This is a genomic window from Archangium gephyra, from assembly GCF_049060025.1.
GTDB classification, from domain to species: Bacteria; Myxococcota; Myxococcia; order Myxococcales; family Myxococcaceae; genus Archangium; species Archangium gephyra_A.
The window spans coordinates 7,703,969-7,717,067 of sequence record NZ_JBMEQQ010000002.1 but is presented as its reverse complement, the minus strand read 5'-3'; the positions used below and the strand labels follow the sequence as shown (position 1 = coordinate 7,717,067).

The 13,099-nt window shown below is 70.8% G+C and carries 11 protein-coding genes; 5 read left to right on the top strand and 6 right to left on the bottom strand.

Annotation, left to right across the window (positions count from 1 at the left end; translation table 11 throughout):
- Positions 1–2: 2 nt before the first annotated feature.
- Positions 3–275, bottom strand: a complete 273-nt coding sequence (locus tag ACN28I_RS33830) for a hypothetical protein (protein WP_420946034.1) — start codon at positions 273–275, stop codon at positions 3–5.
- A gap of 843 nt (positions 276–1,118) precedes the next feature.
- Complete coding sequence (locus ACN28I_RS33825) at positions 1,119–1,559, bottom strand: hypothetical protein (protein ID WP_420946033.1); 441 nt, start codon at positions 1,557–1,559, stop codon at positions 1,119–1,121.
- Positions 1,560–1,762: 203 nt separating this feature from the next.
- Between ACN28I_RS33825 and cutA the strand changes: the two genes are divergently transcribed.
- The 3 genes from cutA to ACN28I_RS33810 all read left to right on the top strand — a co-directional run bounded on the left by cutA (position 1,763) and on the right by ACN28I_RS33810 (position 5,079).
- Positions 1,763–2,089, top strand: coding sequence for a divalent-cation tolerance protein CutA (cutA, locus tag ACN28I_RS33820; RefSeq protein ID WP_420946032.1), 327 nt, complete (start codon positions 1,763–1,765; stop codon positions 2,087–2,089).
- Between the two features lie 126 nt (positions 2,090–2,215).
- Positions 2,216–2,917 (top strand): hypothetical protein, encoded by a 702-nt coding sequence (locus tag ACN28I_RS33815; RefSeq protein ID WP_420946031.1) that lies wholly within the window; start codon positions 2,216–2,218, stop codon positions 2,915–2,917.
- A gap of 158 nt (positions 2,918–3,075) precedes the next feature.
- Positions 3,076–5,079 (top strand): S9 family peptidase, encoded by a 2,004-nt coding sequence (locus ACN28I_RS33810; protein WP_420946030.1) that lies wholly within the window; start codon positions 3,076–3,078, stop codon positions 5,077–5,079.
- 7 nt (positions 5,080–5,086) lie between these two features.
- Here the strand turns inward: ACN28I_RS33810 and ACN28I_RS33805 are convergent, their stop codons facing one another.
- Both ACN28I_RS33805 and ACN28I_RS33800 read right to left on the bottom strand, forming a co-directional pair.
- A complete protein-coding gene (locus ACN28I_RS33805; protein WP_420946029.1) occupies positions 5,087–5,515 on the bottom strand; it encodes a GAF domain-containing protein in 429 nt (142 codons plus the stop codon).
- A 44-nt stretch (positions 5,516–5,559) separates the two neighbouring features.
- Positions 5,560–5,907, bottom strand: coding sequence for a hypothetical protein (locus ACN28I_RS33800; RefSeq protein WP_420946028.1), 348 nt, complete (start codon positions 5,905–5,907; stop codon positions 5,560–5,562).
- Between the two features lie 554 nt (positions 5,908–6,461).
- Between ACN28I_RS33800 and ACN28I_RS33795 the strand changes: the two genes are divergently transcribed.
- Positions 6,462–7,454 carry a TerC/Alx family metal homeostasis membrane protein gene (locus ACN28I_RS33795; protein ID WP_420946027.1) on the top strand — a complete coding sequence of 331 codons (993 nt, stop codon included), beginning with the start codon at positions 6,462–6,464 and terminating at the stop codon, positions 7,452–7,454.
- A gap of 207 nt (positions 7,455–7,661) precedes the next feature.
- On the opposite strand, the gene ACN28I_RS33790 is transcribed toward ACN28I_RS33795, so the two are convergent.
- A complete protein-coding gene (locus ACN28I_RS33790) occupies positions 7,662–9,950 on the bottom strand; it encodes an ATP-dependent Clp protease ATP-binding subunit (RefSeq protein WP_420946026.1) in 2,289 nt (762 codons plus the stop codon).
- Positions 9,951–10,502: 552 nt separating this feature from the next.
- On the opposite strand from ACN28I_RS33790, the gene ACN28I_RS33785 reads away from it, so the two are divergent.
- Positions 10,503–11,291 (top strand): carboxypeptidase-like regulatory domain-containing protein, encoded by a 789-nt coding sequence (locus ACN28I_RS33785; protein WP_420946025.1) that lies wholly within the window; start codon positions 10,503–10,505, stop codon positions 11,289–11,291.
- 104 nt (positions 11,292–11,395) lie between these two features.
- Here the strand turns inward: ACN28I_RS33785 and ACN28I_RS33780 are convergent, their stop codons facing one another.
- Positions 11,396–13,051, bottom strand: coding sequence for a GlcNAc transferase (locus ACN28I_RS33780; RefSeq protein WP_420946024.1), 1,656 nt, complete (start codon positions 13,049–13,051; stop codon positions 11,396–11,398).
- Positions 13,052–13,099 lie beyond the last annotated feature (48 nt).

Sequence of the window (13,099 nt, the reverse complement as noted above, 5' to 3'; positions counted from 1 at the left end):
CGTCATGGCGCCTGCTTCGGCTTTTCATCAGGAGCCTCCCTGAAGAAGTAGTGCTCGTGAGGCAGTTTGCCCGAAGCCGCCAGCATCCAGTATTCCTCCACGCTGCGCACGGTCGCGATCACCTCGGGAACTCCATTCCTCTTCACCACGACCGCGCCGATCGTCCCGGGCTCCGCCGCCAGGAGCGCCCAGAACGCTGCCCGCTCCTCGGGCGTCGGCTCCGCCCGGATGCGTTGCACGATCATCATCACCAATCCCGCCGGGCCGGCCGCCATCAACGCCAGTCCTGTCGAGCGCGAGCGCGGTCATCGTGAAGACGGGGGCGGCCAGCGCGCCTCCCGCGAAGCCACCGACTGCACGACCCGTTCCCGTCGCCAACCGGGTATTCGCTCCCTGGCTCATCAGGTTGCGCGACAAGCCACTGCCCGCGTTGGCCGTGACGAGATTCTGGGTGGCACCCCCCACCAGACCTGACGTACCTCCTGCGGCGCCTGCTCGCATGACCCGCTGCAACGGCTCTGAATACTGTCCATCTGGCTGAGCGCTGATTTCATAGGCTACGAAAACGCTTTCACAAATCACGGAAACCACCGCCCCACCCACCACACCGCGCCCACCCGCGACACTGGAGGCCACTGCGTTTCCACGCACCCCTCCCCCATGCCGCGCCACCAGCAGCAACTCCGGGAAGACCCAGCGGTTGATCTCCGCGGGCGTCATGTGAGGGTTGGCGGAGGCCACCTGTTGCCGGAACCGCTCCAGTTGGACGAGATGGGGAGTGGTGATGCTGTTGCTCCCGACGTAGCTGGCGATCTTCTCCCTCAAGGACGTGAGCGCGGCCTCCGCCTGCTGGCGCACCTCGGCCGGAGCCCCCGTGCCCCGGCGGGTGTTCTCCAGGTTCTGCCAGGCGCGGTACACCCTCCCGTCAATGCGCACCGGCTCCATCTCCAGCAGCTTGTCCGCGATCTCCCGGTAGGACTGCTTGCGGTAGTTGTCGGGGTCCCGCAGCGCGGCCCGGAATGATATCCCGCAGCCCCCGCAGGTACGTCTCGAACGGGTCTCCCCGGCTGTCCGCCGAGCGCACGCTCGTCTTCACGGAATTCAGACGGCCCCGATTGTCACGCAGATCGAAGATGGGATGGTTGGGGCGCACGGCATTGAGGTCCTGCTGGGGAAGCATCCCCCCCATACCGGGCCGAGAGTTCGCCGAGGTTGCCACGCCAGTCGCTCCGGGAGAGCGCGGTGGTGCCCAGGTCCCGGGAGAAGGGGCCCGGTGCATTCCGCTCGAAGGCGGGCAGTGAGTGCAGGCTGGAGAGGTACCCCGAGAGGACGGAGCCCGGCACCGTCGGGATGGAGTTGTGCCACAGCAGCTGCTCGAGCTGGGCCCGGGTGAGGACGTCACCGGAGGAGTCCCCGCGCCCCCCGGGCGAGACCTTGGCGATGACCAGGGCCGCACCGTGGGGAACGAGCTGGAAGGATTCGCCGGAGATGGGCAGGGGCGGGCCCTTGGGCCGCCCCGGGGACTTCGGACCCGTGCCCTTCTTCGATGGAGTCGTCACGTGCGCTCCTTCCCTGTCCTCTTCATCCCCACCCACATGTCACCCGGAGCATAGCCGAGCAGCACGGGCCCTGCCCCGCTCGCCTCCCTGTCCGACCCCTTCCCACCTCAATGACTCAACACCCGCTCCTGCGCCGGAGGCGGGTCCCGCCAGGAATTGGCAGCCCCTTCCGTGCTGGCGCATGGGCGGGTATGGGTGGGCCCATGACCGATGCCATTCTCGTCATGGTGACCGCGCCCACGGCCGACAAGGCCGCGGAGCTTGCCCGCACACTGGTGGAGGAGGGGCTGGCGGCGTGCGGCAACGTGGTGCCCGGCCTGCGTTCCATCTACCGCTGGGAGGGCAAGGTGCACGACGAGCCCGAGGCCCTGCTCATCCTCAAGACGCGCGCCCCGCTCTTCGAGGCGCTGCGGGCACGCGTGGTGGAGGTGCACCCCTACCAGTGCCCGGAGGTGCTGCGGCTGGACGTGGCGGAGGGCCACGCGCCGTACCTGAAGTGGATTGGCGACAACGTGCGTCCGGGGCCCTGAGCGGCGGAAACCCGGCTTCGCACCTGTGCCAGAAATGTCACACTCCGCGGGGGCCCGGGGGCGGCTCCCGCTGCCCGGCCCCGAGCGGGCGCGGCGGCGGTCCGGGTGTTGCAGCATGCCGGAGCCATGACGAATCCCCTGGCCTCCCCCTCCCGGCTTCCCCTGCTGCTGCTCCTCCTGCTCGCCCCCGGCGTGGGCCTCGCCGCCCAGGAGCCCACCCTCCGCCTCGAGCCGCGCCTGGCCTCCTCCGGGCTGCCCGGCACGGACGAGCGCGCCCCGCTGCGGCTGGGTGAAGAAGACTGGGCCCAGGGCGAGAAGGAGGAGTTCCGCCCTCCCCGCGGCCTGCGCATCCTCGCGGAGACAGGCGCCGGCGTGCTGACGGGCGTGGGAGGCGGATTCCTCGGCTTCATGGCCGGTGGCGGCCTGTGCGGGGCGGGAATCGTCGGCAACAGCAGCGGCTTCTTCGGCTGCCTGGATTCGGCCGCCATCGGGCTCATCCTGGGCGCGGGCGCCGGCGTCACCCTGGGCGTCTGGTGGGGCGGCGAAGCAGCCGGTGGAGACGGAAAGCTGCTCGCCGCACTGGCGGGAATGGGCTCGGGCGTCGTGGTGGGCTTCCTCGCGGGGGTGGTGGCCGGAAGGCCGGACCTCGGGCTCTACTTCACCCTTCCTGGCGCGTTGATCGGCGCCATCGTGGGCTACGAGCTCTCGCAGCGGACCCTGGTGCCCGGCCCTCGGTCCCCCGCCGTGGCCTCCGCGCGCCCCCGCCTCCAGCCCCTGCTGGCCTTCTCGCCCCACGGTGGCCTGGTGGGCCTGGGCGGAAGTTTCTGACCGGAGCGGCCGGGCGCCGGGGGGCGTGATCGACGCCGGGTGCGCGAAATGCGACACTTCCCCACGGAACCGGCCCCCCGCCCCTGATCCGGCACGTCGTGCCGGGGTGGTAGAAACAGGCCCGTTCTCCTCACGCGTTCACAAGGAAAGGCCTGCTCATGACGCTCGCAAGTCGGGAGGCTGCCTACGGCTCATGGAAGTCCCCCATCACCGCCGACATGATCGCCACCCGGACGTTGTCGCTGGGTGAGGTGGCCGTGGATGGCGATGACGTGTACTGGCTGGAGGTGCGCCCCGGCGAGCGGGGACGGCACGCCATCGTCCGGCGCTCGGTGGACGGGACGCTCACGGACATCCTCCCGCCCGCGGGAGAGGGCCGGGCGGCCTACAGCTCGCACAGCCTGGTGTACGGCCATGGCGGCGGCTCCTTCACGGTGTCCGAGGGGCTGGTGGTCTTCGTCAACCACGCGAGCACCGGGCTGCACGTGGATCAGCGGCTGTACCGGGTGAATCCGGGCCGCACGCCGGTGCCCCTCACGCCGGACACGGGCGGCAAGCACCGCTTCGGGGACCTGGTGATGGACCGGACGCGCAACCGCGTGGTGTGCGTGCGCGAGGACTGGCGCAACCTGAAGGAGGGACAGCCGCGCGCCTCGCTGGTGGCGGTGGACATCGACGGGCAGCGGCAGACGGTGCTCACCGAGGGGCGGGACTTCTACTCCTCGCCCACGCTGAGCCCCAACGGGCGGCGCATGGCGTGGCTGGCCTGGGACTACCCCTGCATGCCGTGGGACGGGTGCGAGCTGTGGGTGGCGGACGTGGACGAGCTGGGCGTGCTGCACCACCCGAGGCTGGTGGCCGGCGGCACCACCGAGTCCGTCTTCCAGCCCGAGTGGAGCCCGCAGGGCGAGCTGTACTTCGTGAGCGACCGCAACGACTGGTGGAACCTCTACCGGTTGCAGGGGCGCAGCGTGGTGCCGGTGCTGGAGCGCGAGGCGGAGTTCGGTGCGGCGCAGTGGCAGCTCGGCATGTCCACGTATGCCTTCATCTCGCCGCGGCACGTGGTGTGCGCCTTCAATGAGCAGGGCCAGTGGAAGCTGGGGCGGCTGGACGTGGTGCTGGGCCAGTTCGCGGAGCTGGCCACGCCCTTCACGGATGTGTCGCAGGTGCGAGGGGGCTTCGCCACGGCGTACTTCGTGGGCGGAGGGCCGGAGCAGCCGGCGTCGGTGGTGCGGCTGGACATGGAGTCCGGCAAGCCGCAGGTGCTCAAGGCGTCCACGCGGATGCCCGAGGAGCTGGTGCCCTACCTGTCGCGCTGCGAGCCGCTGCACTTCCCCACCACGGAGCTGGGCGAGGCCCACGCCTGGTACTACCCGCCCAACAATCCGGACTACCGCGCGCCCTCGGGCGAGAAGCCGCCCCTGCTCATCATGAACCATGGGGGCCCCACGGCCAGCGCCTCGACGAAGCTGGACTGGACCATCCAGTACTTCACCAGCCGGGGCTTCGCGGTGGTGGACGTGAACTACCGGGGGAGCACCGGGTACGGGCGCGAGTACCGCCTGTCGCTGTATGGCAACTGGGGAGTGATGGACGTGGATGACTGCGCCAACGCCGCGCTGCGGCTGGTGCAGGAGGGCAAGGCGGACGCCCGGCGGCTGGTGGCGCGAGGCAGTGGCTCGGGCGGGTACACCACGCTGTCGCTGCTGGCCTTCCGGGACATCCTGCGCTGCGGCACCAGCTCCTGCGCCATCTCCAACCTGGAGACGCTGGTGGAGCACGCGGAGAAGTTCGAGGCCCACTACATGGACCAGGTGCTCGGGCCGCAGCCCGAGTCCAAGCAGTTGTTGCAGGACCGCTCGCCCTGCTTCCACCTGGACAACATCAAGAGCAGCCCGGTGCTCTTCATCCAGGCGAGGCTGGACGGCCAGACGTCGCAGCGGGAGACGGAGGAGATGATGCGCAAGCTGAGGGCCAACGGCGTGCCCACGGCGATGCTGCCCGTGGACGGCGAGCCGTACGGCCCGCGCATCACCACCGACACCCGGAAGGCGCTGGAGGCCGAGCTGTCCTTCTACTCGGGGGTGATGGGCCTGGCGCTGGCGGAGCCGCTGGAGCCGGTGGCGCTCGAGCCGGTGCTGCCCGAGAGCCCGCGCCGCTAGCGGCTGTTCACGGGACGCCGGGCGGCAGCGCGGTCACGGCGGCCATGAGGTTGCGCGTCATCTCGGCGGTGAGCTCGCCCTCGTGCAGGAAGGCGAGGCCCACCACGGCGCGCACCTCACCGGCCGCGTCGAGCACGGGCAGCGCCACCGAGGCGCGCACCGGCACGCTCCGGGCCCCGGGCTGGATGCGGCCGCTCTCGTCCGTCTGGAGGTTGCACGTCTGCACCGGCTCGCGGGTGGTCATGGCGATGCCCGCCATGCCCTTGCCGCGGGGCACGACGCGCACGGCCTCCACCACCGGAGGCGGGATGTTGAGCGAGGCCACCAACTCCAGGGCCTCGCCCCGCCGCATGTGGACGGTGCCGGCCATGCCCCCCTGCGCGGCGGCGAAGGACTCCAACCAGGACTGGTACGGCGGCGTTGCGGCTGCATCCATGCGGTGGCTCCGTGTCAGTTCCCCGTCCGGGGAGTGGTGTGGACTCAGAACCCGACGCCGAGCGTGAAGGAGGCGGTGGGTTGGAACGCGCTCTGGGGCCGCAGCAGCCGGGGCGCGTGGTGGAAGTACGCGGCCCCCAGGCCGAGCTGCCCGACGAGCTCGAAGCCCGTGCTCACGGGAAACAGGGCGCGCAGCGAAGCGCCCACCTCGGGCCCGGCCGTCTCCACCCCCGTGGGCCCGGTGCCCTCGAAGTGGAAGCCGCTCCCGTCCTCCCCCACCTGCAGCTCGGCGAAGCCCGCACTGAGGCGGGGCTGGAGCCAGCCCAGGGGCGTCTTCCAGGAGGTGAGCGTGAAGTGCGCGCGGAAGTGGGCGAAGCTCCGGCGCCTCCTCATGGTGGAGGAAACCCGAGCCGTTGCCACAGGCCTCCACGCTGAGCCGCTCGAGCGGGGACAGCTCCAGGCAGAGGGTGGGGCGCTGGCTGGAGGTGGACGCGCCGATGCGCAGGTTGCCGTAGTTGCGGGGCGCCACCTCACGCGCCGAGCCGAGGGTGGTGGCGGCTTCCTCCGCCCGGGCGAGCCAGGCCCCCAGCAGGGCCACCGCGAACGAAAGCCGGACACAAGGCGAGGCCAACGGCATGGGGCGCTCCTGGGGAGGGGAGGAGGAGCCGAACTGTAGAGAGGGCGGACGGACAGGCGCCACGCCCGTCGCACGGAGTGCGGCACCCGAGCGGAGGAAGCGCCCACGAGAAGACGAAACGGGAGGAACCCAGGTTGTTGACGGGGTCCTGCATTGTCAGCTTCCCCACACGGCCCCCTGTTGGTGGCTGGGAGGTGTGCATGGCTCATCCGCTCATCCGCTCGGTGGACGCCTGTCCCTGGCGGCGCCGCGTCCCGAGCGTGCTGCCTCCTGGACGGTCCGGGCGGGCGAGCATCCGGGGAGCAGGCCAATGAATTCGCAACACATCGCGCCGTGGGAGTGGGGCGTCTTCGGGGTGATCGTGGTGGCGATGATCTTCGTCGACCTGCTCGCCCACCGGAGCAAGCGCGGGGAGACGAAGAAGGCGGCGTATATCTGGAGTGGCGTGTGGATCGCCGTGGGCCTGGCCTTCGGGTTCTTCGTCTGGGCGAGGCACGGAGGCAACACCGCGCAGGAATACCTGGGTGCCTACCTCATCGAGAAGAGCCTCAGCCTGGACAACCTGTTCGTCTTCCTCGTCATCTTCGCCAGCCTGAGCGTGCCCGAGAACAAACAGCGGCGGGTGCTCTTCTGGGGCATCTTCGGGGCGCTCGTGTTCCGGGCCCTGTTCATCTTCCTGGGCCTGGAGGCCATCCAGCGCTGGCACTGGGTGGTCTACGTCTTCGGCGCCATCCTGCTCTTCGCCGCCTGGCGTATCGCGCGCCGCCATCCCTCGGAGGAGGTGTCGGGCAACAACAAGGTGGTGGGCTGGCTGGAGAAGCGCCTGCCGGTGACGACGGAGTACGAGGGCAAGCAGTTCTTCAAACGCGTGGAGGGCCGGTGGCAGGCGACCCCGCTGCTCATCGCGCTCATCGCCATCGAGCTGTCGGACGTGGCCTTCGCCATCGACTCGGTGCCGGCGGCGCTGTCGGTGAGCCACAACCTCTTCGTCGTCTACACGTCGAACGTCTTCGCCATCCTCGGGCTGCGCGCGCTCTACATCGCCCTGGCCAAGACGGTGCACGAGCTGCGCTACCTGCACTGGGGACTGGCGGCGGTGCTGGCGTTCGCCGGGTTGAAGATGATCCTGTCCGAGTGGGTCCACGTGGCCCCGCTGGTCTCGGTGGCCATCATCGTGACGTGCATCGGTATCTCGGTGGGGTTGAGCGTGCGCGCGCGCAAGCGGGAAGCCAGGAGGGCCTTGGCTCGGGACTCCCGGGACGAGCGGCCCCGCGGCGGGCACCAGGAAGAGGTCCACGCCTGACCTCACCTGCCACAATCCCGCTCACGTTTCCCTCTCCGTCCCCCTTCCCTCTCCCTCCGGGAGAGGGTCAGGGTGAGGGTGTCGGGGACCCCAGGTTGAACCCCAGTGGATGCGAACCCGAGTCCACGAGATACCCTCACCCCGTCCCTCTCCCGAGGGGAGAGGGGAAATTGGGCGAGGGAAATTGGGCGAAGGGAGCTTGGGGAATCAGTGCAGCGGTGCCTCATGCCTGGTGGCCCGTCCCTCGACGCCGAAGGTGAACCGCCCGTCCGCGAAGTCCACGAGCACCCGGTCTCCTTCTCGCAACTCCCCTCGCAACAGCATCCGGCTGAGCTCCGTCTCCAGCTCGCGCTGGATGACCCGCCGCAGCGGCCGGGCGCCGTATTTCGGATCGAACCCGCGCCGCGCCAGCTCGTCCTTCGCCGCTTCCCGCACCTCCAACAGGATGTTCTGCCCGTGCAGCTTGCGCCGGGTGGACGCCAGCATCGAGTCCACGATGCGGTTGAGCTGCTCGCGGTCGAGCGGGTGGAAGACGATGATTTCATCGATGCGGTTGAGGAACTCCGGCCGGAAGTGGTGCCGCAGCGCCTCCATCACCGTCGAGGCCACGCGCTCGTCCTCCAGGCTCACCCCGCCCTCCGAGGGCCGCTGGAAGCCCAGGGCGCCCTTGTTGAGGCCCAACTGCTCGGCGCCCAGGTTGGACGTCATGATGATGACGGTGTTCTTGAAGTCCACCGTGCGCCCGCGCGAGTCGGTGAGCCGCCCGTCGTCCAATATCTGCAAGAGCAGGTTGAAGACGTCCGGATGCGCCTTCTCGATTTCATCGAAGAGGAGCACCGAGTAGGGCCGCCGCCGCACGGCCTCGGTGAGACGGCCGGCCTCCTCGTAGCCCACGTAGCCCGGGGGCGCGCCGATGAGCCGGCTCACCGTGTGCCGCTCCAGGTACTCGGACATGTCGAAGCGGAGCATCGCGTTCTCGTCGTTGAACAGGTAGTCGGCGAGCGCGCGGGCCGTCTCCGTCTTCCCCACCCCCGTGGGCCCCAGGAAGATGAACGAGCCGATGGGCCGGCCCGGATCCTTCAGCCCCGCGCGGGCGCGGCGCACCGCCTCGGAGATGGCGCGCAGGGCCTCCTCCTGGCCCACCACGCGCTGGCGCAACGACTGCTCCATCTCCAGCAACCGCTGCGATTCCTCCTGCTGCAGCTTCTTCGCCGGAATCCCCGTCCACTCGCTCACCACCGTGGCGATGGCCTCCGGGGTGACGATGGGCTCGGCCACGCCGCGGGCCTGCTGCCACTGCGTGCGCAGCCCCTCCAGCTCCGCGCGCAGCGCCACGAGCTCCCCCTTCAGCCGCGAGGCTTCCTGGTAGCGCTCGCCGGCCACCGCGGCCTCCTTGTCCTTCTCCTTCTGCGCCAGCCGCTCCTCCATCTCCTTCATCCGGCCCGGCTCGGTGTGCGCCCCCAGCCGCACCATCGCCGCCGCCTCGTCGAACAGATCAATCGCCTTGTCCGGCAGGAAGCGGTCGCTGATGTACTTGTCGGAGAGCTCCACCGCGGCGGTGAGCGCGGCGTCGGAGATCTTCACCCGGTGGTGCGCCTCGTACGAGTCGCGCAGGCCCCGGAGGATTTCGATGGCCTGCTCGGGAGTGGGCTCGGCCACCATCACCGGCTGGAAGCGGCGCTCCAGGGCCGCGTCCTTCTCGATGTGCTTGCGGTGCTCGTCGAGCGTGGTGGCGCCCAGGCACTGGAGCTCGCCGCGCGCCAGGGCCGGCTTGAGCATGTTGGCCGCATCCATCGAGCCCTCGCCCGCGCCGGCCCCGACGATGGTGTGCACCTCGTCGATGAAGAGGATGACCTTGCCCTTGAGGGCGCGGATCTCCTCCATCAGCCCCTTGAAGCGCTCCTCGAACTCGCCCCGGAACTTCGAGCCGCCGATGACGGCCGCCAGGTCCAGCGAGAGCACCTTCTTGTCCCGGAGCACCTCCGGCACCTCGCCCGAGACAATCCGCTGGGCCAGACCCTCGGCGATGGCCGTCTTGCCCACGCCCGGCTCGCCGATGAGCACCGGGTTGTTCTTCGTCTTGCGGCTGAGGATGCGGATGACGCGGTGGATTTCCTTGTCGCGGCCGATGATGGGGTCCAACTCGCCCGCGTCCGCCAGCGCGGTGAGATCTCTCGTGAAGCGGGTGAGGTTGGGCGGGAGCCGTTCCGCCGCCCGCCCACTCGCGAAGCCGGCCGCCGGGCCTTGCGGCTTCAGCAGTTGCCGCAGCTCGTCCGGATCGATGTCGGAGAGGAACTGGGCGGCGAAGCTCTCGCCCTCGGCCATGATGGCCAGCAGCAGGTGCTCGGGGCCGATGAAGGTGTGCCCCATCTGCACCGCCTGGAGCTTGGCCAGTTGCAGCACGCGCTTCATCCCCGAGGACAACCCCACGCCCTCGGCGTGCAACGGCTCGCGCCGCTCCATCACCTGCTCCAGCCGGAGCACGTACTCGTCCATGTCCGTGCCCTCGAAGCTCGAGCGCCAGACGGATTTCGGAGACCTTCTCGCTCAGCGCCAGCAACAGGTGCTCGATGCGGATGCGCTCATACCCCCACTCCAGCGTCAGCCGCCCCGCATGCTCCAGCACCTGCTGCGCCATCTCCGAGAGCTGCGAGAGGATGTTCTCCCGCCTCGACCGGGAACCCGGCATCTGGGCGAACAGGCTTTCCAACGAGCCGGAGGACCCTGGCCCCGCGTCCATGCCCATGGCGCTCGCACAGTGGTTGCACAGCCCCAGGGTGCGCCCCTCGGCCCTCTCCTGCTTGAGGAACACCACCGCGGGCCTCGCCCGGCAGTTCTCACACACCATCGTGCGACACCTCCGCCCCCTCTCATGCAAGCTAGGGACGTAGCCAGGAGGCCACCATCGTTCAGGGGAACACGCGCAGGCGGGCAGCCGAGCCCCACCCAGCCCGTCCCCGGGTTTCCCCACTCTCTGTCCCGGGACCGTTTTCACTTTCCCGGGACGGCCGGGCAGAGCAGTCTGGAGGACGGCATCCCTCCCTGAACATGAGCGCGCACGACGACAAGGGTGGCGGTCCTCGGAGGCACTGGCGCCTCGCGGGCGGCGGGCTACTCCTGCTGCTGGCGGCGCTCGGCCTCCTCTACTTCCGCAAGGCGCCCCGCCCCACCCCCCAGGAAACACCGGACGAGAACCCGGCGACCGGGGGCGTGGCCTCGCTCCGGGGATGGGTGGAGGACGAGGCCGGTTTCCGGGTGGCGGGCGCCCGGGTACTGGCCTTCGACAGCCTCACCGCCCGGGGCCCCGCGTCTCCCTGTCCCTCGGCGGGCGCGGACAGCCACCTCTTCTCCCAGAGCTGTCCCGAAGCCGGGGCGATGTTGGAGCACCTGGTGGACGCCGGTGGACTGGTGCCGCGCCCGCTCGCCACCGCCACCTCGGACGCGAGGGGAGACTTCACCCTGCGGATGCCCGGGGGCAGCTACCACCTGCTCGCCGAGGTGCGCGGCCGTCCGGTGGCCGTCGCGCGGGAGCTGGGGCCCGGGCTGTCGCGGGTGCGGATGGCGGTGACGGCCACCGTGAACCTGTCCGGCCGGGTGGTGGACGCGGCGGGAGGCGGAGTGCCGCGGGCCCGCGTCACCGTGGTGGCCCTCGAGCCCCTGCGCCTGTTGCATGAGCTGGAGACGGACGAGACGGGCACCTTCCTGGTGGCGGGCCTGCTGCCCCAGCCCCGCTTCGGCCTGTGGGCCCGCGCGAAGAAGGGTCCCTCGGGACACGCCGTGGCCGAGGTGGACGCGGCCACCCAGAAGGTGGAGTTGGTGCTCGGCCAGCCCGAGTAGCGCCTCCCGAAAACAGGAGACCTGCCGGCCGCGCGGCGTGCCGACTGGTCCAACAATCGGACCAGTTGCTCCCCCTCGCGGCCGGAACCTCCCCCTGAACGGAATCACTTCGCCTGGACTGGTGGCTTGCCCCGGAACGAGGCGAGCCGCTCCCGCAGCAGTTCCTCACGCGGGTACCAGCGCAACAGCGACTCGTAGGTGTGGACGGCCTCGCCGGTCCGGCCCAGCCGCTCCAGCGCGAGGCCCAGGTTGTAACCCGCCTCGAGATAGTCCGGCTTGCGGAGTACCGCGTGCCGCCACGCCTCCACCGCGGCCGCGTCATGGCCGAGCCGGGCATGGCGGCCGCCCACCGCGTAGTGCAGCTCGGCCTCGAAATCGACGGCGTCCACCGCCAGCCGCACCGGCCACACGGACAGCGCGAGCACCGCCAGGGCCACGCCCACGGGCACGGCGCGCGAGGAGGCCCGCGACAGCAGCGCGTGAAGCCCCAGCGCAGCGAGCACGCACAGCGCCGGTGCGAGGGGCGCGCGGTAGCGGCCGGTGACGAAGAAGAGCACGGACGGAGCGGCGAGCATCAGGGCGGCGCCCGCCACGGTGAGCGCCGCGCGTGTTTCCTCCTTCGCCCGCCACCCGCGCCAGAGGACCACCAGGCCCGCCGCCGCGAGGGGCCACAGCAGCGCGTAGGGCAGCGCGAAACCGCCGGGCCGCGCGGTGAGGGCCCATAGCACGGGGGACTGCGAGCGGACGGCGTAGAGGTCCTCGTTGCGAGGCAACTCCCGCGCCACCAGCAGCAACCGGGCCTTCCACAGCAGGTTGCCCGCGCAGTCGAGCGGCCGCGAGCGGCACCACTCCAGCGTCTTCCGGTGGAAGTACGCATCCTGGGCGGCCGGCGTGTGGAAGCCGCGGCGGACGGGCTCGTTGGCGAGCATCTCCCAGGCCGCACCGGGGCGGATGGCCATGGCGCCGTCCACGTCCGCGTTGTTGCCCAGCCACAGGTTGATGCCCCCGTTGGCGGAGATGAGCACCCACTCGCCCGAGCGCACGCGGTTGGTGGCGGTGGCGCACAGCACCACGGCGGCACAGGCCGTCACGCAGAGCACGGCGCGCAGCGGACGTCCCCGCCCGAGGGCCCAGGCCAGCGGGAGCACGAGCAGCAGCAGCGGCACCACCGCGAGCGCCCCCAGGCCGAGGCACACCCCGCACAGCAGCGCGGTGCCCATGCGGGGAGCCTCACGGACGGCCAGCCAGAGCGCCGCGGTCCCGAGGAAGGTGCCCAGCGAGGTGGCCAGCAGCTCCCCGTCGTAGAAGACGAGCGGACCGTGCAGCGCCACCAGCAGTCCCGCGCCCAGCCCCACCGTGTCGCGGCCGGAGCTCTGCCGGGCCACGCCACAGGCGAGCGCGGCGGTGAGGGCGCCGAGCAACACCTGGAGGAGGCGTGGCCACCACAGGCTGTGCCCGCCCAGCCAGTAGAGGCCCCCCAGCACCAACGGGTAGAGCGGAGGCTGCCAGAAGGGGCCCGCGTCGAAGCCCTCGCCCCGCGCCAGCCGCGCGCCCAGGTAGTCGTAGTAGTCCGCGTCGATCAGCGGCGCGTCGAAGGCGGGGCCCCGCGCGGTGAGCAGGTACGCCAGCCGGACCGCGAGCGCCACGGCGAAGACGAGCCCCCAGGCCGGCACCCGGGCCCTCGGCGGCTCCAGGCGAGAGCCCGGCGCGGGAGACACGGGTGGCGTGGGAGGCGTCTTGCGTCGCGGAGGGCGGGCCATGGAGGCGGGAAGCCCTCACGAAAGCAGAACCGGCGCTCCAGGGAAAGG